General features: G+C 68.3%; 19 protein-coding genes, 1 tRNA gene and 1 riboswitch. Of the genes, 11 read left to right on the top strand and 9 right to left on the bottom strand.

All coding sequences use genetic code 11. The annotated features are described in order from the left end of the window. Window positions 1-56 precede the first annotated feature (56 nt). Window positions 57-794, top strand: coding sequence for a thioredoxin domain-containing protein (locus AB0H76_RS03255; protein WP_357316657.1), 738 nt, complete (start codon window positions 57-59; stop codon window positions 792-794). Between the two features lies 1 nt (window position 795). Here the strand turns inward: AB0H76_RS03255 and AB0H76_RS03260 are convergent, their stop codons facing one another. Then, window positions 796-1,236: a MarR family transcriptional regulator gene (locus AB0H76_RS03260; RefSeq protein ID WP_357316659.1), complete on the bottom strand. Its 441-nt coding sequence runs from the start codon at window positions 1,234-1,236 to the stop codon at window positions 796-798. Window positions 1,237-1,310: 74 nt separating this feature from the next. Here AB0H76_RS03260 and AB0H76_RS03265 point away from each other — a divergent pair, with 74 nt between their 5' ends. Together AB0H76_RS03265 and AB0H76_RS03270 are read left to right on the top strand one after the other, a co-directional pair. After that, a complete protein-coding gene (locus AB0H76_RS03265) occupies window positions 1,311-1,961 on the top strand; it encodes a maleylpyruvate isomerase family mycothiol-dependent enzyme (protein WP_357316662.1) in 651 nt (216 codons plus the stop codon). Between the two features lie 6 nt (window positions 1,962-1,967). Continuing rightward, window positions 1,968-2,843: a hypothetical protein gene (locus tag AB0H76_RS03270; RefSeq protein ID WP_357316664.1), complete on the top strand. Its 876-nt coding sequence runs from the start codon at window positions 1,968-1,970 to the stop codon at window positions 2,841-2,843. Window positions 2,844-2,850: 7 nt separating this feature from the next. On the opposite strand, the gene AB0H76_RS03275 is transcribed toward AB0H76_RS03270, so the two are convergent. Further along, window positions 2,851-4,317, bottom strand: coding sequence for a DUF222 domain-containing protein (locus AB0H76_RS03275; RefSeq protein WP_357316667.1), 1,467 nt, complete (start codon window positions 4,315-4,317; stop codon window positions 2,851-2,853). A 123-nt stretch (window positions 4,318-4,440) separates the two neighbouring features. On the opposite strand from AB0H76_RS03275, the gene AB0H76_RS03280 reads away from it, so the two are divergent. Further along, window positions 4,441-4,513: transfer RNA gene (locus tag AB0H76_RS03280), tRNA-Ala, on the top strand. 434 nt (window positions 4,514-4,947) lie between these two features. Here the strand turns inward: AB0H76_RS03280 and AB0H76_RS03285 are convergent. Further along, complete coding sequence (locus tag AB0H76_RS03285) at window positions 4,948-5,775, bottom strand: hypothetical protein (protein WP_357316669.1); 828 nt, start codon at window positions 5,773-5,775, stop codon at window positions 4,948-4,950. Between the two features lie 603 nt (window positions 5,776-6,378). Between AB0H76_RS03285 and AB0H76_RS03290 the strand changes: the two genes are divergently transcribed. From AB0H76_RS03290 to AB0H76_RS03300, 3 genes are all read left to right on the top strand, one after another. Continuing rightward, complete coding sequence (locus AB0H76_RS03290) at window positions 6,379-6,654, top strand: hypothetical protein (RefSeq protein ID WP_357316672.1); 276 nt, start codon at window positions 6,379-6,381, stop codon at window positions 6,652-6,654. A gap of 442 nt (window positions 6,655-7,096) precedes the next feature. After that, a complete protein-coding gene (locus AB0H76_RS03295) occupies window positions 7,097-7,786 on the top strand; it encodes a MauE/DoxX family redox-associated membrane protein (protein ID WP_357316674.1) in 690 nt (229 codons plus the stop codon). Further along, window positions 7,786-8,331, top strand: a complete 546-nt coding sequence (locus tag AB0H76_RS03300) for a hypothetical protein (protein WP_357316677.1) — start codon at window positions 7,786-7,788, stop codon at window positions 8,329-8,331. The genes AB0H76_RS03295 and AB0H76_RS03300 overlap by 1 nt, the downstream gene beginning before the upstream one ends. 6 nt (window positions 8,332-8,337) lie before the next feature. On the opposite strand, the gene AB0H76_RS03305 is transcribed toward AB0H76_RS03300, so the two are convergent. From AB0H76_RS03305 to AB0H76_RS03315, 3 genes are all read right to left on the bottom strand, one after another. Beyond that, window positions 8,338-9,315: an AraC family transcriptional regulator gene (locus AB0H76_RS03305; RefSeq protein ID WP_357316679.1), complete on the bottom strand. Its 978-nt coding sequence runs from the start codon at window positions 9,313-9,315 to the stop codon at window positions 8,338-8,340. A 33-nt stretch (window positions 9,316-9,348) separates the two neighbouring features. Beyond that, window positions 9,349-9,552: a hypothetical protein gene (locus AB0H76_RS03310; RefSeq protein WP_357316682.1), complete on the bottom strand. Its 204-nt coding sequence runs from the start codon at window positions 9,550-9,552 to the stop codon at window positions 9,349-9,351. A gap of 90 nt (window positions 9,553-9,642) precedes the next feature. Next, entirely contained in the window at window positions 9,643-10,308 is a 666-nt protein-coding gene (locus AB0H76_RS03315; protein ID WP_357316684.1) for a hypothetical protein, read from the bottom strand. A gap of 257 nt (window positions 10,309-10,565) precedes the next feature. Between AB0H76_RS03315 and AB0H76_RS03320 the strand changes: the two genes are divergently transcribed. After that, window positions 10,566-11,219, top strand: coding sequence for a TetR/AcrR family transcriptional regulator (locus AB0H76_RS03320; protein ID WP_357316687.1), 654 nt, complete (start codon window positions 10,566-10,568; stop codon window positions 11,217-11,219). A gap of 7 nt (window positions 11,220-11,226) precedes the next feature. On the opposite strand, the gene AB0H76_RS03325 is transcribed toward AB0H76_RS03320, so the two are convergent. The 3 genes from AB0H76_RS03325 to AB0H76_RS03335 all read right to left on the bottom strand — a co-directional run bounded on the left by AB0H76_RS03325 (window position 11,227) and on the right by AB0H76_RS03335 (window position 13,202). After that, window positions 11,227-11,805, bottom strand: a complete 579-nt coding sequence (locus AB0H76_RS03325) for a DUF4822 domain-containing protein (RefSeq protein WP_357316688.1) — start codon at window positions 11,803-11,805, stop codon at window positions 11,227-11,229. 30 nt (window positions 11,806-11,835) lie between these two features. Next, the gene (locus AB0H76_RS03330; RefSeq protein WP_357316691.1) at window positions 11,836-12,846 is read right to left on the bottom strand and encodes an NADP-dependent oxidoreductase; all 1,011 of its coding nucleotides are present in this window, start codon (window positions 12,844-12,846) and stop codon (window positions 11,836-11,838) included. Between the two features lie 68 nt (window positions 12,847-12,914). Beyond that, entirely contained in the window at window positions 12,915-13,202 is a 288-nt protein-coding gene (locus AB0H76_RS03335) for a DUF427 domain-containing protein (protein WP_357316694.1), read from the bottom strand. Between the two features lie 8 nt (window positions 13,203-13,210). Next, window positions 13,211-13,409, top strand: a riboswitch (cobalamin riboswitch). Window positions 13,410-13,425: 16 nt separating this feature from the next. Here AB0H76_RS03335 and AB0H76_RS03340 point away from each other — a divergent pair. The 3 genes from AB0H76_RS03340 to AB0H76_RS03350 are packed head-to-tail and all read left to right on the top strand — an operon-like array spanning window position 13,426 to window position 18,206. Further along, window positions 13,426-15,021 carry an ABC transporter substrate-binding protein gene (locus AB0H76_RS03340; protein WP_357316697.1) on the top strand — a complete coding sequence of 532 codons (1,596 nt, stop codon included), beginning with the start codon at window positions 13,426-13,428 and terminating at the stop codon, window positions 15,019-15,021. Window positions 15,022-15,025: 4 nt separating this feature from the next. Next, entirely contained in the window at window positions 15,026-15,991 is a 966-nt protein-coding gene (locus AB0H76_RS03345) for an ABC transporter permease (protein WP_357316700.1), read from the top strand. Beyond that, on the top strand, window positions 15,984-18,206 hold the full coding sequence (locus tag AB0H76_RS03350) for an ATP-binding cassette domain-containing protein (protein WP_357316703.1): 2,223 nt from the start codon (window positions 15,984-15,986) through the stop codon (window positions 18,204-18,206). The genes AB0H76_RS03345 and AB0H76_RS03350 overlap by 8 nt, the downstream gene beginning before the upstream one ends. The last annotated feature ends 10 nt before the right edge of the window (window positions 18,207-18,216 follow it).

An 18,216-nucleotide genomic window follows, 5' to 3' on the forward strand; every position in this document is an offset into this window, starting at 1 on the left:
CGTGTCGGTGCGGCCCGGCGGGCGGTAGGGGCGGCGGGTGCGGCAAAGTATCGGAGGTGAGCCAATCGCGTTCGAATTACACCCCGCGGCCGATGTCCAACGTGACCACCTACGCGCTCGGTGCGCTCGCGCTGGTCGTGGTCGCGATCGTCATCATCGTTGTCCGGTCCGGGCGCGACGAGCCGCTGCCCACCCGCAACGAGGGCTACGGCCAGGTACACAACGCCGCGGTCGTCTCCGCGCTCGGTTCCGACGGCACCGTCCTGCTCGGCCGCCCGGACGCCGCCAAGACCATCGACTTCTACGAGGATCCGCTCTGCCCCGCCTGCGGGCAGGTCGAACGCGCCTACGGCCAGGAACTCGCGCAGCAGCTCGACGAGGGCAAGCTCGCCATCCGCTTCCACTACGTCAACTTCCTCGACAAGAAGTCCGGCAGCGGTGACTACTCCACGCGCGCCATCGCCGCCAGTGAGTGTGTCGCCGCTTCCGGCTCCGGCGCGGTCTACTCCAAGTTCCAGCACGCCCTGTTCGTCGACAAGCAGCCCGCCGAGGACGGTGACGACCTCGGCAACCAGCAACTCGCCGACATCGCCCGGGACGCGGGCGCGCCCGCCGACGCGGTGCAGTGCGTCGCCTCCGGCGCGAAAGTCGAAGCCGCCAAGGCGAACGCGAAGACCGCCACCGACGCCCTGAAGAATCTGAACGACCAGAAGGTGTCCACGCCTTCGGTGTTCGACGGCACCAACCGCCTGGACATGGGTAACCAGAACTGGGTCGTCGAGGTCGCGGGCTGAGCTACCCCGCGTAGGGGTCGGTGATCTCGCGCAGCCGGGTCATCGCCGCGCGCAGGTGACGCATGTGCTGCGGGCCGAGGTGGACGGCCCACTCCCGCTGGACCCGCTCCGCGATCGAATTCGCGAACTCCGCGCCCGCCAGGCCGTGCGCGGTCAGCCGGACCAGGCGGGCCCGGCCGTCGCTGGGGTCCGCGACGCGTTCGACGTAGCCGCTGCGTTCGAGCTGGTCGACCAGGAAGCCCGCGGTCTGCTTGGTGACCTGGGCGCGTTCGGCCAGCTCGGTCAGGCGAGTGCCCGCCGCGCCGATCTGCGCGACGATCCGGCCCTGCGCCACGGTGATATCGCCGTATCCGGCCTCGGCCAGCCCGGCGAAGACGCGGTTCTCCATCGACCGGTGGGCGATCATCATCAGCAGGCCCACGTTGAGTTCCTCGTCGGGCATCCCACTCCTTGACATTAGTAAGAGAGACTGACAACATTAGTCAGACAGGCTGACTAATACTAGCGGGGTGCGTAATGCCGACCGAACAGCTCTCCCTGGATCGCGAAGCCAGCTGGCGTGTCATCGAAGCCCAGCGCCGCGCGATCGCCGATCTCCTCGCCGGCCTGACACCCGAGGAATGGGCGGGTAATTCGCTGTGCGCCGGCTGGCGAATACGTGATGTCGCAGCGCATCTCGCGCTCACACCGCGGGTGCCCTCGATCCGGGAGATGGTCGTCGCCTCGCTCCGGGCCCGCGGCGACTACAACCGCATGATCCACCAGCTCACCACGGACTATGCCGAACATCCTGTGACACAGCTCGTTTCGGACATCCGCGACAACGCCGCCGCCCGCACCCTGCCCAAACTCACCAACTACCGCAACATCCTGTTCGACACGATGGTGCACGGCCAGGACATCGCGATCCCGCTCGGCCGCACCCTCGATATCCCGCCGCTCGCCGCCGCCGTCGCGGCCCAGCGCGCCGCGAGCATCGGCTGGCCGGTCTTCGATCGGCACCGCCTCGACGGTATTCGATTGTGCGCCAGCGATATCGACTGGTCCTACGGCACCGGCCGCGAGGTCCGCGGGCCCAGCAAGGCGCTACTGCTCTTCGCCACCGGCCGGACCGCGCTGCGGCACGAACTCACCGGCGACGGCCTCGCGCTCGTGAGTAAAGGGTGATCGGTCATGGGATGGTCAGGATGGAAAGCGACCAACGCCGCGTGGCACATTCAGCCCCGCGAGATCACCGCGGCGGGTGAAGACGACGTACTGCACGTCATCATCCGGGACAAGCGCGACGACCTGCACGCGACGTCCTATCTCGGCTACGACTACTGGTCCTCCGACGGGAACATCGGCCAACCCGGCGCCGCGGGCCTCTCCGGCGCTCCGGCCCTGGCCTGCGTCACCGACCGCTCCGACCTGTTCGTCACCGCCGGTTACTCACTGCGGCACCGCTCCAAGACCAGGCCGCACGGATGGACCGGATGGGAAGACCTCGGACCGGTCTTCCCGCTGCCCGCCGGCATCGCCGCGGGACCTGCGGTCTGCCGAAGCCGTTGGCGGATGGACATTTTCGCGCTGTCAGGCACCGGACCGCCGTTCGAGATGCTGCACATGTACTACGACGACAATCACGGCTTCATGGGCTGGGAATCCCTGGGTGGTGAATGGTACGACGCACCCTACGGCGGGTTCCGGACCCCGGCCGCGACCACGTGGGGTCCCGACCGGCTCGATGTCTTCGCTGTCGGCAGAGACGGCGGAATCCATCACCAATGGACCGAGAACGGTGGCCTGAATTGGTCGGGTTGGCACGCGCTCGGCGGTGCCACCGACCACGGTCTTGCGGCCTGCTCGTGGGGTGCGGGCCGCATCGACCTGTTCCATCGAGGGATGGATGCGTCGATTTATCACGCGTGGTTCGACGGCGGGTGGAATGGGTGGGAGGACCTCGGTGGGGTTACGCAGCATGCGGTGGCGGTCGGTAGCCGAGGGGTTGGGCGGTTGGATCTGCTGCATATCGGGACCGACGGGGTGATGTATCTCAACGAGTTCTGACGATGCGCTAGTCGCTATCGGGAATGTCGTCTTCCGGAGCGATTTGGCGGAGTTGTCGGCGGAGGGGCCCGGCTACGGGGTAGGCGAGGTCTTCCGGGGTCGGGCGGTCCGCGGTGAAGGAGGAGAGTCGCCGCGCGGGCGGTGGGAGCGGGGCGTCGGCCTCGTTGTGAGGTGGCGTGTGCCGGCCGGCGGTGTCGGCCTGGGGGAGCCGGGTGTGTGGTGGGCGAGGGGCGTCGGTATGCGGCCCCTCTGTGTCGGTGTGCGGAAACAGATAGCGGCCGCCCTCGCGGGTAGTGGTGTGGATATCGCCGTTGGGGCTGGTCCATTGGAGGCGGTCGGTATCGGCCTGCCAGATGTCCCAGGGGTGTTTCCCGGTATCGGCCAGGCGCTTCAGGCGGTGGTGGCGGCTACAGAGGACGGCGAGGCCGGTCTTGGCGCGGCGGGGGAGTTCGCATTCCGCGGCGGGCAGGACACAGCCGGGGAATCGGCACATTCCGTCGAGCGCGCGGATTTCGCGGGCGGAGGGGGCCGCCGCCGCGACGACAGCCTCGGTGGAAGGCTCCGGAACCAACTCGAACCGCGCGTGCTCGGCCAGTATCCGGGCCAGAGCCGCGTCGATCGGGCCGTAACCCGCGAGGAAGGCCGGCGCCTCCTGAATCCCGAGGAGCGTGTCCGCGGGGATGCCGATCTGGATCAACGGGCGGCGCGGAGCGCGGGGCGCCACCTGGGCCGGGCAACGATCCCCGCGACCGCACCCGCATCGCAGGTGCTCGGAACCGTCCGCCAACGCCACCAGCGCATCGGAGCGGCGCTGCGGCATCGTGCGCGGATCGACCGCGCACACCTGCAAACTCATCTCCCGCAGCCGCATCGCCACGGTCTGCGCGTCCGGTGCGGGCAGCAACCCGTCGAACACCGCCATACTGTCCTGCACGGCCCGGATCCGTACATCCCGTTCCTCTTGCCGCACCTCCCGGCGCCGTTGCGCCCCATGCGGATCCAGCCGCGCCGCCCACCGCCGCGCCGCCTGCCGCAACCGCGCCGGATTCGTCCGCCCCGCCGCCTCGATCAACCGCGGCTCCAACACCTCCACCAACTCCTGGGCCAACGACCGCGTGCTGTCCACAATCACCCGAACCTTGGCCAGATCGATCCGCCCCGCCGCGAACGCCTTCCGCGTAGCCGGCAGCGACTCCTCCAACGCCAGCCCGATATCGATCAGCGCCGCCGCCGTCGCCTCATCGGCATGCAACGCCACCGCCACCTCGGTCGCCGCGAACTCCCCACCCCGCACCCCATCCGCCCCCGGCCGCACACTCGCTGCCCGATGCCGCCGATACAACTCCCGCACCGCCCCCACCTCGGCCGCCTGAGCCGCCGAAGCCACCCCGTGCACCTCCCGCAGCGCATCGATGAGTCCTTCGTCACTCATGGCCCCGAAGTCCAGGACAGACAACTGATTGACATCGAACATGTGTTCGATCGTACGCCCGCCCAACCCCACCCGCCAGCCCATATCTAGGCGATTTGGTTTCGGCACACCCCGTCGTGTAACTTCATTCAAGCGCGAACGGGGAAGCCCGGGAGCGTCCACCAAGGGGCTATGGCGCAGCTGGTAGCGCACCACACTGGCAGTGTGGGGGTCAGGGGTTCGAGTCCCCTTAGCTCCACTCGAACAAAAGCTGGGTCCGAGTATATTTCGGACCCAGCTTTTGTCGTTTCTGGATACTGCTCTTCTCCATTTGACGACAGGCCACTTGCGGTCGCCGAATACATTGCCCCGCTAGCGTTTCTGCGCCCGGTATCGTTTGAGAAGCGCAGTGATCACCCGGTAGTCCCGGTTTCCGTTCAACTCCGCCACCAGATCGTCCGGGCACAACTCGTAGTGATCACCCCACCAGCGTCGGGCCTTGTTGTCCCAGATTTGGTAGCCACCGGGCACCCCGCGTGCCACGTACCTTCTTCGGCTCATCGACCGATACTGCAGCAGACGTCGGGGCTTGTCGCCGCCATTTTCAGGCTGTCCGGGTGGGATCAAGAACAACGAGCATGGCGACACAATCAAGTCAGTAGCGCGTCGCCGACCGACTGCCGTCGGATCTGGTTAGCGCCTGATCCATGCGTGACCCACGTCGTGCAGGTTCCACCAGGAGACGTAGTGCTCGTCAATTGATTCCAGTGTCCATGCTGCGTCGAGGCGATCGAAGAATGCGTTGTCGGCCGTTTTGCCGCCCTTGGGTTCGCCGAGGTAGATGAGGTGGCTGCCGCCCGCTTTCTCGAAGGCGCGCAAGGCATTCGACGCCATAGGGTCGTCCCATCCCGGTGGCCAGCACAGCAGCAGGACCGACCCGGCCTTGGGTTCGTCTTCGAATCGCGTCAGATCCGCGACGGGGAACCAGCTATCGCGCTGGCCGGGTGCTGTCGAGAAGGAGGCGTTGCCGGTGCCTGGCGGGTTGGAGTCGAACGCGGCGACAGAGACGCCGGCCGCTGCCAGCTGAGCGCTCCAGTAACCGCGGCCGGCACCCAACTCCAGCACTCGGCGTCGCTGGGCAAACTGCCGGATCCAGGCGATGGTTTCGGGCGAGGGGATCGCGTAGGCGAAGAGATCTTGCAAGATCGTCTCCGCATATGCCAGGCGCGTGCTTCCCTTCGGTCGGCCACCGTTCACCACGCGCCGACCGTCCACGCTGCTCAGTGACGGCGCGATGATGTCCCAGTACGGGTTTCCTGAGGGTGATTCGCCGCCGGTGGCGTAATGCAGGAGCCGTAGATCGAACGCGGCGTCAGCGTCAGGATCATCCGTGCCGGGCAGGCGTGGCGCCGTGTCCAGGTACTCCGCGACCTTGGGGTACTGGATTCGGAGCCGTTGCGCGTCGTCCAGCAGGGCCGCCAACTCGGTTCGGCGTTCCGGAGTCAGCGCGAGACCAGTCATGCCTGCGATTGTCCACGCGCCGTGTGCCTTCGGTGCTCGACCGGTCCTTCGAGAACCTTTCGATCCGGCCGGCCCAGACCCGCTTCGACCAGGCGCGTGTCCTCGGGAACAGCCGCAAGGGCAGCGACAGCAGCCATAGAGCGACGATTAGGTAGCCGACGAATTCCGCGATCACTTGTGGAGCCACTGCCACTATGCACGTAACCGCGACAGCGGCGAGTAGCGCGAATAACGGCCACCTGCCTTGATCCCAGGCAGTGAATGCGCCGATCGTGGCGCCGGTGCCGACGAGAATGATCGGCAGGCCCAAAGGAAAGTGCCACCACTTGTCCGACCCGTTGGACCATAACTCAATTGCAGGATGAGTCTTGGATACGGCCATACTGGATCCCCCTATCAGCGAATACGATTCGACATTACCGCGCTTCTGATGGGTGGACTCGGCAGCGCCCGGCTTCCTCGGGCAAACGAAGTCAGCAGGTGCGGTGAGGTCCTTTCCGCTTTTCTGGGGATTCTGTGTCCGGTGGGCATCGTGGCGATTCGGGCGCATACTGGTCGGGTTGGTAGTTCCCGAGCACCATTCCTCACCCCGGAGGTATCTCGATGGAGCGTCACCAGGATCTTTCTCAGGATGCCCGGCGTAAAGCCGGTGATGAAAGCGCTGCCGCTCATCGGGCGGAACGGCACGATCAGATGACGGATATGAATACGGTGCGGGAAGAGTCCGGTGGGGATTATGAGGCGCCGACTCGCGGGGATATGGCGGGTGAAGTCGATCGGGAGCGGGAGAGTACGCCGCGGGAGGATCGGCATGCGGCAAAGGCCGCGACGCATGACGCGGCGCGCATTGCCAACGCTGAGCTCGACGAAGAGGCCTGATCGGTTCGGGTAGCTGGATCGGAACGAATAGCACGACGCGCAGGCCTGGCCCGGAGGTAATGGGTCAGGTCTAGTCGGTTGTGCCGGTCAGGGAACTCGCCGGGTAGATTGCCCGGTTGCCGACCCCGCTGTTGATACGATCGCGCTGCTTCGGAAACCTCGTTTCGATCGCATCAGCACTGCGCCAGTGGCGTTAATTGCCTAGAGCTGCTTCATCTTTCGTGTATGCCCGCCCTCGCGACCAATTCCGGAACGGCGCGGGGTCCAGCTTGGACCGAAAGAGGTAGAGGGTGAGTTTTCAACGCGGCAATGGGGGACGCAACCGTCGCTGGGTGCTACGCGCGGCCTTGTCCGCTCTGGGCGCCGGTGCTGCGGCGACGGTGGGTTTGACGGCTGCCACGGGCCACGCGCACGCTCAGAAGGGCATCGACTGCGAGGCCGAATGCCAGCGGCGCTGCGCCAAGTCCAGCAGGCACAAGATGTGTCTGCGGGCCTGTGCGAGCTGTTGCCGGGACTGCAAGTGCGTGCCGACGGGGACGTCCGGGAACGAGGACACCTGCCCCTGTTATCGCGATATCAAGAACAGCAAAGGGCGGTCGGTGTGCCCGTGAGTGCGGGCATTATCGAACTGCTGTTGCAGATCGTGCTGGCCGTCCGCCTGCTGGTGGCCGGGGCCGCGAAACTCGGCGATCCGGTATCGCTGCGCACGGCGGTGGCCCGCTACCAGGTATTGCCCGCCCGCCTGGTTGGACCTGTGGCAAACGGGCTGCCGATCGCCGAACTCGCGGTGGGAGCGCTGTTGTTGTCGGGGCGGGCAGCGAGCGCGGCAGCGGTGCTGTACGGGGCCTTCGCCGCGGCGGTCGCGATCAACCTGGTGCGCGGCCGATCCTTCGACTGCGGGTGCCGCGGCAGTCAGGGCGACGCACGAATCAGCTGGAACCTGTTCGCGCGCAACGCAATCTGCGCAGGGGCCGCCGTGATGCTCGCGGTGATGCCGACCACCGCCCGCACGGCCGGCGACGTCGTCGCGACAGTCATACTCGCCGCACTCGGAGTGTGTACGGCCCGCCTGCTGACCATCGGATGGGCCGTAGCCCTGCGGGTGACACCAGCATCGAACAGGAGCATCTGATGTCGTTGCCATGGATCATGGTCATCCTCGTACTGAGCGTCCTCGTGGTGGCACAGGGATTGACGTTGATCGGCTTGATCACCCGCATCGAGCCGCTGCTCGCCCGCGCCGAGGCTCACCTGATGGCACCGGATCTCACACCGGCACAAGGCACTTCGCTTCCCGAAGTCGACCTGTACGCCGCCGACGGCACCGTGACCCGCCCGTCGGCCTGGGCGGGCCACCCGCGCCTACTGCTCTTCGCCACCGCCTTCTGCCCCTCCTGCGACCAGCTGCTCGACGGCCTGCGCACCACCTCCCTCGCGCCCGATCTCCCCGTCACCCTGATCGCCGGCGAGGACTCCGCGACCATCCTGCGCGACGGAACGCTGCCCACCTGGCTGGACATCCGCCACGACATCGACAGCGAACTTGCTGACCGCATGGGCGTAGACCGCACCCCGTTGGCAGTGCTGCTGGACGAGGACAACCGCGTCCGCTCCACCTTCGTCCCGCACGCCGTCGAAGACCTGTTCCGAGCCGCCGAACCGGTTGCCGCGCACTGAGACCTCTCAGCGCCGCAGGTCCTGCTTCGGCGAATGCCCGAACTTCTTGCTGTACAGCTGCGCGAACCGCCCCTGATGACCGAACCCCCACCGGGCCGCGGTGATGGCGACGGTGAGTCCGTCGCTGGGTTCGGCGGCGAGGAGGTCTTGGCGGGCGCGGTCGAGGCGGAGGAGGCGCAGGTATTCCAGGGGGGTGGTGTCGTAGTGGTTGTGGAAGGCGTGTTGGAGGGCGCGGACGCTGGTGCCGGCGTGGGCGGCGAGTTCGGCGACGGTGAGTGGCTGGGCGGGGTTGGCGTGCAGGTAGTCGACGGCGCGCTGGAGGGCGGAGGGGGCGACGGTGCCGGGGCCGGGTTGCAGGTGCAGGTCCATGGTCGTGTTGGGGAAGACGGCCAGGGCGGCGGCGGCGAGGCTGCGGGTGAGGTTCTGCACGACGAGTCCGGTGAGGACCGGGGATTCGAGCGCGGTGAGTTCGTGGTGGGTGAGGTCGAAGAGCCTGCCCCAGAAGCGTTCGCGCTGTGGATCGGTCGGTGTCAGGGCGGTGAATCGGAACGCGGCGGCCTCGACGCCGGATTGGGCCGCGGCGTCGAGGAGGACCTCGTAGGGGATGTGCAGGATGTTGACGTCGTGGCTGTCGCAGTCGGCCAGGATCTGGGCGCCGATGGGGAACACCATGACGTCGTTGCGTTGCTGGCGGACGTCGTGGCCGCCGCCGCGTAACCGGCCGCGGCCACGCAGGGTCCGCTCGAAGTAGACGTGATCGCGCAGCGGCGCGATCTGGCAGCTGTAGCCGAGGGTGCTGCGGATCTCGGTGGCCATGACCTCGCCGGCCACCATGGCGGTGGTGCGAACTCGGCTCTGCGGCGCGGACTTCCAGAATCGCAGCTCATTGTCGGAATACATCTGACTGATGAACGCGATGGTTTCGTCCGCGTCCCGGGAGGCCAGTTCCTCCCGCCGCACATCTACCAGCTGATGCCCTGTCATACATCCTCTTCGCGCGGCGGAAGTGCCGGGGCATCACTCGTTTTCGGTCACCGTGGTGTCCGGGTGCCGCCGGCTGGTGTCGGGTTTGACGAAGTGTCCGGTGATCGCGGAGCGATCGCGGCGGTTGTCCCCGTCGTGGGGCTCGTCCTCCCCGAGTGTGGTCTTCGGGTGCTGCGCCGCCATCTCCTCGGTGACGTACTCGCCGGTCTCGGCGGAACGGTGGCTCTTCTCGGCCATGGCATCCTCCTCGGGCTCGCGCACGGGCCTGGGTGGCGCCGTGCGGTTCTGTCCCGGGTACCGCGGATCGCGGCGCCGAAACCAGGGCCGCTAGGTGGAGATGCGCTTGAGGTCGCTGACCAGCCATTGCCCGTCGGGCTGTTCCTCGGCGGTCACGACGGTCGCGATCAGGGAGATCCCGGGGCTCGCGGTGAGGTTGCTGGTGGTGGACTGTTTGACGTATCCGACGGCGAGTGCGGTGGTGCCGTTGACCGCCCGCAAGCCGGCATTGAATTCGAGGATCTCGCTGCGGCTGTTGGTGGTGACCAGATAGTCACGGGTCGCGCGCTGGGTATCGATCAACTGTTGCCGATACGCGCCGGTGGAGGTGGCGATCGCTCCGGCGAAATATTCGTCGAGCCCGACCGGATTGTAGGTATAGATGTGGCTCATGTAATTGTGAATAGCGTGTAGTGCGGCAATGTGCCGGCCGCCGATGCGCGCGATTTCCGGTGCCAGGACGGCGGCGGGCGCGGTCTGGGTGGTGATCGTTGTCGGGGTGGCGGTCGTGGTGGTGGTACCCGGTGTGGCCGAGTGCGCGTCACCGGCGTTGCGCGCGAGCTGCGCCGATCCGATGGCGACGGCGCCCAGCGGCAGGATGCCCGCCAGCGCCGCCAGTTTGCGCCGTCCGATGCCGCGCCGCGGGGGTTGCGCGTCGGGGAACGGCGGGGGAGCGGCGGGGGCGAAAGGTGGCGGCTCGTTCTCAGGTCTGGTCACTGATATTCCTCACTGTGTCGGTCAGCCGCTGCGAAATGCTACTCGTGACAGGCGGAATCGGTACCCGAATCTGTAGAGTTCTTGCCTCGCAACTCGATTCGGTCGCGATTCGGAATATTGCCGTCCTTGCGGGCTTTGTCCGATTTGTTTCGGCATGGGTCGATAAACCGATTCAGCAGTGTTGCAGTGCAATTGCTGAACTGGTCGGTCGGTCGACATGGCGCGGCGAGCCCGGCGGGCATGAGATTCTGGGGCCGATGCCACCCACACGACGCAGACCGACCGACGACGAACTACTGGACGCCGCCTGCGCGGTCTTCGCCGAGACCGGCTACCGCGCGGCCAGCATGGAAGCCGTTGCCCACCGGGCGAACTCGACCAAGCCGACGCTGTACGCGCACTTCGGCTCGAAGGCCGAGCTGTTCCGCAGGCTGTTCCACCGCGAGGCGGCCATCATGCGGGCGGCGCTGCTGCCAGTGTACGCCACGCTGCCGGGCCGGCCGCTCCGGGAGATGGTCGAGGTCGCGCTCGGCGCGGCCGTGCGGTACGGGATCGAGCATCCGGACGGCGTGCGCGTCGTCGGCGCGGCCATCAACGGCGGGGAGCCCGAGCCCGAGCTCGGCCGGGAACTACTGGAGACCCTGATCGAGGCGATCGCCGGGGTCGTCGACGAGACGCTGCGCCGGGAGGGGCGCGATCCCGGCGCGCTGGGCCGGATGCTCGCGGCGATGATGTGGGGCGCGGCTATCGAGGCGTCCCGGACCGGTCCCACGGTGGAGATGGCCACGCCCGAACTGGTGCAGTGGCAGATCACCTACATCGTCGGCGGATTGGAGGCGACGCTGGCGCGCGTCCTCGCGGGCGGGCGGCCGCCGCTGGCAGCCGGGCCCGCACTGGCGGACCCGGCCTAGCGTCGCGCTACCGCGGCTCCGGGTGGGTCGTGGGTGTGTGGATGATGTCGTAGTAGACGGCCTTGTCGGCGGCATCGGGATACACGCGGTAGGTGAATTCCTTGTCGTCGAGCGCGACGATGTCGACCGTGCGCCGGGACTGTTCCTGTCCGGCTTCGTTCTTCACGACGATGGTGCGGGTCTTGCCGTCCGGCGAGACGGTCCAGTCACCGCGCATCTTGGGGGAGTCGTCGAGGTTGACCATGGTGAAGGTGCCGTCCGGCTTGAAGTAGGCGTAGCCGACGTAGTTCTTGACGTTGTCGTCGGTCAGCGGGACCTCGGTGCCTGAGGCGTTGGTCGCCGAGGTCGTCTCCCAGGCCGTGGCGGCCAGGGTCGCGGCGGGCGTACCCGGCTGGACCGACGAGGGCATCGGGGCCGAAGACGCGGTGGACATCGCGGCGGACGTGCTCGTCGATGTGGTGACGGTCGACGTGCTCGAACTGTTGTCGTCAGTGTCGTCACTGCTGCATGCACCGAGCAGGCCGAGCGTCGCGGTGGCCGCGGCAAGGGCCACGACCTTCTTCGTCAGCATCTGTTTATCGGTCATCGCACCGATGCTAGTTATCGACTAGCAAACTCAAGGCCGATTGATGAGAAGCACGACCTTCCCCGTCCCGTGACCATGCTCCATCTCCTGATGCGCCAGCGCCGCGTGCTCCAGGCGGAAGGTGCGGGCCGGGCCCGCCAAGCGGAACTTGCCGCTGCGGATATCCTCGGCAACCTTTCCGGCCAGGTCCACCAGCGGCCGCCCGGGCGGACAGTCGGCGGCGGACTCGCCCAGCCAGGTGCCGGAGTAGCCGACTACCGATTCGGCACAGCGGAAGGCGTCGTACACCGCGTCGACGCCGTGCAGGGCGGCGGCGACCACCCCGAGTTGCGCGGCGGCGAAATCGGCGATGGCGATGATCCGGCCGGTGTCGCCGCGCAGGGCGATCGCCGCGGGCAGGCCGCCGTGCTGTGCGGTGTCGAACACCGCGTCGACACCGTGCGGGGCCAGGGCCCAGACCCGATCGGCGAGGCCGTCCCCATAGGTTGTCGGTATCGCGCCGAGCGCGCGGACGAGGTCCTGATTGCGTTCGCAGGCCGTGCCGATCACGGTGACGCCCGCGGCGACCGCGAGCTGCACCGCCATCGAGCCGACCACGCCCGAGGCCCCGTTGACCAGCAGTGTCTCCCCGGCCCGCACCCGCAGCATGGCCAGCACCTTCGCGGCGGTGTTCACCGCGATCGGCAGTGCGACGGCGTCGGCCCAGTCCAGCCCCGCCGGTTTACGCGCCAGCGCACTGCTCAGGGCGTACTCGGCGTAGCCACCGGCCTGCGTCCAGCCGAACACCTCGTCGCCGACCGCGAAGCCGCGGGCGTCGGGGCCGAGCGCGTCGACCGTGCCGGCCACCTCCCAGCCCGGGTACTGCGGAAACCGGTTGTCCCCGAAGGTCAGGATGCCGGAGCGCGTCTTCCAGTCCGAGGCGTTCACCGCGGCCGCGCGCACCGCGACCCGGACCTGGTCGCCGGTGGGCTCGGGCACCGGGATCTCGACGGGCCGCAGTACTTCCGGCCCGCCGAACTCGTCGAACGCAATCGCCCGCATAGTGCCCACCCTAGGGCTATGAGCTGGGCTTTTGCCCGAACAACACAGTCACTGGCCGGGCACCGGGCTCACTCGTCGGTCACGACGACCCCGCGCCAGAACGCCACGTGATCCTTGATCTGCGCGGCGGCTTCCTTGGGCGTGGGGTAGTACCAGGCGGCGTCCTCGTTCGTTTCGCCGTCCACCTCCAGCGTGTAGTAGCCGGCGGTGCCCTTCCACGGACAGACCGTCTGCGTCTCGGAGCTCTTCAGGTACGCGGCGTGCACGGATTCGGCCGGGAAGTAGTGGTTGCCTTCCACGATCTCGGTCTTGTCGCTCTGCGCGATGACGACGCCGTTCCAGGTTGCGGTTGCCATGTCTCCACTATGGCGAGGATCTCGGATGCCCGCCAGCCGGTAGGGTTTCCAACCGGCGTAGGGAACACCGGTGTGAATCCGGGGCTGTCCCGCAACTGTCACCGAGGAGCGATCCACCGTCTACGGCCACGACCTGCCCAGGTTGGAAGGCCGGTGGGGAGCGTTGATCCGGGAGCCAGGATACCTGCGCCCGCGGTACCGGGATCACCCCACGAGGATGGCTATGAACAACTACATGATGGGACGACCCGGTTTCGGGCGTCGAAAGTTCCTGCTCACCAGCGCGGGCGCGCTCGGCGTCGCCGCACTGGGCGGCACGGCGGTGCTCACGGGCTGTGGCACCGAGAGCGGCCCGGCGGGCGCCGAGGGGCCGCCGCGCGACGGCGGCCGGTTGCGGTCGGCGATCGCCGGCCGGTCGGCGAGTGCGGACGTGCTCGATCCGCATCGGGCCGGCAGTTCGGCGGGCGGCGCGGTGTCGAAGAACGTGTGGGACAAGCTGGTTGCCTACAACAACGACCTGACGCTGCGCTATCGCCTGGCGGAATCGTTGCAGCCCAACGCCGATGGCAGCGAGTGGCGGATCACGCTGCGCCCGGGCGTGCGGTTCAGCGACGGCAGCCCGCTGACCGCGCGCGATGTGCTCTGGAGTTTCGAGCGGATGCTCGATCCGGCCAAGCAGTCCTCGGGTGACCTCGCGGTGGTCGACATGACGCGCACCCGGGCCGACGGCGATCTCGGCGTGGTGGTGGCGATGAAAACGCCACTGGCGGACTTCGGTTCGGTGCTGGCGGGCTGGTACTGCTACATCGTCAAGGACGGCACCGGCGTCATCGACGGCTCGGTCCTGCCGGTCGGCACCGGCCCGTTCGTGTTGCAGAGCTGGTCGCCGGGCGACCGAACCCTGTTGCGGCGCAACGATCGATACTGGGACGGTCGGCCGCACCTCGACGAGGTCGAGATCATCCAGATCGCGGAGACCGAGGCGCGGGTGAACGCCTTCCTGTCCGGCGAAGCCGATGTGGTGCATGAGATCTCGTACCTGCAGGCGCGCACGCTGGAGAGCGATCCGGACACCACGGTGGTGGTGCCGCCCGCGGGTTTGATGGGCGCGTTCCAGATGCGGGTGGACACCGCGCCGTTCGACGACCCGCGGGTGCGGCAGGCCATGCGCCTGGCCGTGAATCGCGAGGCCATGGTCGAGGCTGTGTACTACGGCTACGCCGAGATCGGCAACGACGTCTACGGCAACAGCGCGCCGTACTACAACAACACGCTGCCGCAGCGCACCTACGATCCGCAGCGGGCGCGGGAACTGTTGCGCGCGGCCGGGCGGGAGAACCTCACGGTGACCCTGCCGACCGCGGACGGCATGCCGGGCATGCTCGAATCCGCGACCCTGTTCGCCGAGCACGCGAAAGCCGCCGGTATCACCGTCAACCTGGAATCGGTGCCCGCGGACACCTATTTCTCGCAGGTCAGCGGCAAGGCCGCGCTCAGCCATATCGGCTGGTGGAACTACAGTCTCGACTACTTCTACGGCCAGACCATGACGAGCGGCGCGCCCAGCAACGGCACCGGGTGGCGGCGGCCGGGCTGGGACGAGAAATTCGCCCAGGCGCGCGCGGCCATGGATCCGCAGCGCCGGCGCGAGCTGTATTTCCAACTCCAGGACGAACTCTGGAACGAGGGCGGCTACATCCTGCACAGCTTCGCCAAGCGACCGGACGCCGCCAAGAAGCACGTGGGCGGGGTCCGCAACGGTGTGCCCGGCACCGACGACTGGGCCAATTACCAGTCCACCTGGCTGGCCGCCCGGTAACACCGTGCTCGGATATATCGCCCGGCGCGGCGCCGGCGGGATCGGGATCCTCGCCGCCGTCGCGCTGCTGGTGTTCGCGCTCTTCGAAGCTTTGGATTCGGACGCGGCCACGGTATTGCTGTCCCGCACCGGCGGCGGTGATCCGACGCCGGAGCAGCTGGCGACGATGCGCGCCCAGCTCGGCCTGGACCGGCCCGCGCCGATTCGCTTCGCGGACTGGATGTCCGGGTTCCTGCACGGCGATTTCGGCACCTCGCTGATCTCGGGCCGGCCGGTGGCGGACATCCTGCTCGGCCGGGCCGCCAACAGCGTCACGCTGGCGGGCATCACCGCGGTGCTGCTGATTCCGGCGGCGCTGGCACTCGGTCTGGCCGCGGGCGCACGCGCGGGCAGTCGGACTGATCGGGTGATCAGCACCCTGGCCTTGGCGGCGGAGTCGGTGCCCTCCTTCGTCTTCGGCGTGCTGCTGGTTGCGACGGTGTCGCTGTCGCTGCACCTGCTGCCCGCGGTGTCGCTGCTGCCGACCGGCGCGGATCCGTGGAGCCGCCCCGCGATTCTGGTGCTGCCGGTGTGCTGCCTGGTGATCGGTTTGGCGCCGCATCCGGTGCGGATGGTGCGCGCGCAGACCGCGGAGGTCATGTCCGGCAATTACATTCGGACCGCGCGGCTCAACGGGGTCGGCGGGCCGCGGCTGCTGCTGCGCCATGTCGCGCCGAACGCGGTGTCGGCCTCGATCCATCCGCTCGCGGGTTCGGTCGTCGGGTTGATCGGAGGTGTCGCGGTGGTGGAGACGCTGTTCAGCTATCCGGGCCTGTCCCAGGAGTTGTTGCGTGCCATCGAGGCTCGGGACTACCCGTTCCTCCAATCGGCCGCCGTGCTGATGGCGGCGGTGGGGATCGGGATCTATCTGATCGCGGATCTGCTCACGCTGCTGGTGAGTCCGCGCGCCAGGCGGTCGGTCCATGAGTAAGCGACTTCGTTCGGTGTGGGCGGCCGCGACGGTGGCGGTGCTGCTGCTGGTCGTGTGCGGTCCGCTGCTCGCGCCGCACGCGCCCACCGCGGTCGTCGCGCGGCCATTCGCGGCGCCCTCGGCGCGGTATCCGCTCGGCACCGATGTGGTGGGACGCGATGTGCTGTCCCGGGTGCTGCACGGCGGACTGCCGCTGCTGTCGATCTCGGTGCTCGCGTTGGTGATCGCCTATGCGCTGGGTCTCGGGCTGGGCCTGCTCGCCGGGCTGCGGCGCGGCCTGGACGGCTGGATTTCGCGGCCGGTGGACGCGATCGTCGTCATCCCGTGGTTCCTGCTGCTCGCGGTGATCGCCACCGCGATGGGAGCGGGGCCCGCCGCGATCGTCGTGACCGTCGCCCTGGCCTCGGTGCCCTGGATCATCCGGATCGTGCGGACCTGTGTGCTCGAGCTCGCGTCCACCGGATACGTGGAATCCGCACGGGCACGGGGCGAACCGCTGTGGCGGCTCGCGGTGGTCGAGGTGCTGCCGAACCTGCGGCCGGTGCTGCTCGCCGACGCGGGCGTGCGGATGTCGGCGTGCATCTCGATGGTGGCGGTGAGTGGGTTCCTCGGGCTCGGGCTGCGCCCGCCCTCGCCGGACTGGGCGCTGATGATCACCGAGAATCGGCCGGGCTTTGGGGTGCAACCGTGGTCGGTGCTGGCACCGGCGCTGGTGATCATGGTGCTGGTGGTGTCGGTCAACATGCTGACCGATCGGGCGCTGCTCGCCACGCGCCGGAGCGCGGCGGCCGGAGCGGAGCGGTCGGCGGCGGGAACGGGCTTGTCCGTGTCCGCGCTGACGGTGCGCGACGACGCCGGAAACCTTGTCCTCGAAGATATTTCGGTGCGACTGCGGCCGGGTGCGGGATTGGCCGTGGTCGGACCGTCGGGGGCCGGTAAGTCGACGTTCGTGCTCGCGCTGCTCGGCGCGCTGCCCGCCGGGCTCACGGCCTCGGGCACCGTCGATATCGGCGGTGCGTCTGGCCGTCGCGCGGTCGGCTACGTCCCGCAGGATCCCGCGACCGGGCTCAATCCGGCCCTGCGCATCGGTACCGCGCTGCGCGATATCGCCAGGGCGCACGGCATTTCGGTCGATCGCGACACCGTCGCCGCGGCGCTGCGGCGGGTCGACCTGCCCACCGACCGCGAATTCCAGCGGCGGTTTCCGCACGAGCTCTCCGGCGGTCAGCAGCAGCGTGCCCTGCTCGCCATGGCGCTGCTCGGCGATCCGGCCCTGCTGGTGCTGGACGAGCCGACCACCGGGCTGGACGCGCGGACGCGAAATCAGTTGGTGCAGACGCTGCGTACGATCCGGCGCGGCGCCGAAATCACGGTGCTGATGATCACGCACGATTTGGCTACCGTGGCACCGCTGGCCGATCAGGTGCTACGGCTGGACCGGGGGCGAATCGTAGCGCTGGGTCCGCCGGACGAATTGCCCCTTGCCGCAGCGGTTTCGCGGAAGCCAAGGGCCGTGGGGTCGGCGTCCGCGGTACTGCGCGTCGACGGCCTCGCGGTGGCGCACAGCCGGAGCCGGCCGGTCGTCCACGACCTGTCCTTCGCGCTGCATCCGGGGGAGTGCGTCGCGATCACCGGGCGCTCAGGAGCCGGAAAGACCACGGTGGCAAGGGCATTGGCGGGGTTGCATCGGCCCGAACGCGGGCTCGTCGAACTCGACGGCACGCCCCTGCATCCGCGGGTCGACCGGCGGCCGATCGACCACCGCCGGGCCGTCCAGCTGGTCTTCCAGAACCCCGCCACCTCGCTGAACCCGGCGTACCGCATCGGCACCCAGATCGGCCGGCCGCTGCGGCTGCTGCACGGCGCCGACGGACCGGCCGCCGCCCACCGCACCCGGGAACTGCTCGACGGTGTCGGCCTGGACCATCGGCTGACGGTGCGCCGGCCGGGTCAGCTCTCGGGTGGTCAGCAGCAGCGCGTGGCGATCGCCCGCGCCCTCGCCGCCGGGCCGCGCGTCCTGATCTGCGACGAGATCACCTCGTCCCTCGACGCGCAGACCCAGGACACGGTGCTCGATCTGCTCGACGACCTGCGCCGAAAGGGGCTGGCGCTCATCGTGATCAGTCACCAGGAGTCCGTCATCGATCGTCTCGCGGACCGGGTGCTCACGCTGGCCGACCCCGCTGGAACAGCAGCTCCGCACAGCACACCGTGACCGAGCGCAG

The sequence above is a fragment of the Nocardia sp. NPDC050712 genome, from assembly GCF_040654295.1.
GTDB lineage: Bacteria > Actinomycetota > Actinomycetes > Mycobacteriales > Mycobacteriaceae > Nocardia.

Coding starts and splice junctions, on each gene's coding strand:
- AB0H76_RS03265 (WP_357316662.1), top strand. CDS start 1,311: ATGCCGACCGAACAGCTCTCCCTGGATCGCGAAGCCAGCTGGCGTGTC.
- AB0H76_RS03335 (WP_357316694.1), bottom strand. CDS start 13,202: ATGGCAACCGCAACCTGGAACGGCGTCGTCATCGCGCAGAGCGACAAG.
- AB0H76_RS03285 (WP_357316669.1), bottom strand. CDS start 5,775: ATGACTGGTCTCGCGCTGACTCCGGAACGCCGAACCGAGTTGGCGGCC.
- AB0H76_RS03305 (WP_357316679.1), bottom strand. CDS start 9,315: ATGACAGGGCATCAGCTGGTAGATGTGCGGCGGGAGGAACTGGCCTCC.
- AB0H76_RS03270 (WP_357316664.1), top strand. CDS start 1,968: ATGGGATGGTCAGGATGGAAAGCGACCAACGCCGCGTGGCACATTCAG.
- AB0H76_RS03290 (WP_357316672.1), top strand. CDS start 6,379: ATGGAGCGTCACCAGGATCTTTCTCAGGATGCCCGGCGTAAAGCCGGT.
- AB0H76_RS03275 (WP_357316667.1), bottom strand. CDS start 4,317: ATGTTCGATGTCAATCAGTTGTCTGTCCTGGACTTCGGGGCCATGAGT.
- AB0H76_RS03340 (WP_357316697.1), top strand. CDS start 13,426: ATGAACAACTACATGATGGGACGACCCGGTTTCGGGCGTCGAAAGTTC.
- AB0H76_RS03350 (WP_357316703.1), top strand. CDS start 15,984: ATGAGTAAGCGACTTCGTTCGGTGTGGGCGGCCGCGACGGTGGCGGTG.
- AB0H76_RS03310 (WP_357316682.1), bottom strand. CDS start 9,552: ATGGCCGAGAAGAGCCACCGTTCCGCCGAGACCGGCGAGTACGTCACC.
- AB0H76_RS03295 (WP_357316674.1), top strand. CDS start 7,097: ATGCCAGCGGCGCTGCGCCAAGTCCAGCAGGCACAAGATGTGTCTGCG.
- AB0H76_RS03325 (WP_357316688.1), bottom strand. CDS start 11,805: ATGACCGATAAACAGATGCTGACGAAGAAGGTCGTGGCCCTTGCCGCG.
- AB0H76_RS03320 (WP_357316687.1), top strand. CDS start 10,566: ATGCCACCCACACGACGCAGACCGACCGACGACGAACTACTGGACGCC.
- AB0H76_RS03330 (WP_357316691.1), bottom strand. CDS start 12,846: ATGCGGGCGATTGCGTTCGACGAGTTCGGCGGGCCGGAAGTACTGCGG.
- AB0H76_RS03300 (WP_357316677.1), top strand. CDS start 7,786: ATGTCGTTGCCATGGATCATGGTCATCCTCGTACTGAGCGTCCTCGTG.
- AB0H76_RS03260 (WP_357316659.1), bottom strand. CDS start 1,236: ATGCCCGACGAGGAACTCAACGTGGGCCTGCTGATGATGATCGCCCAC.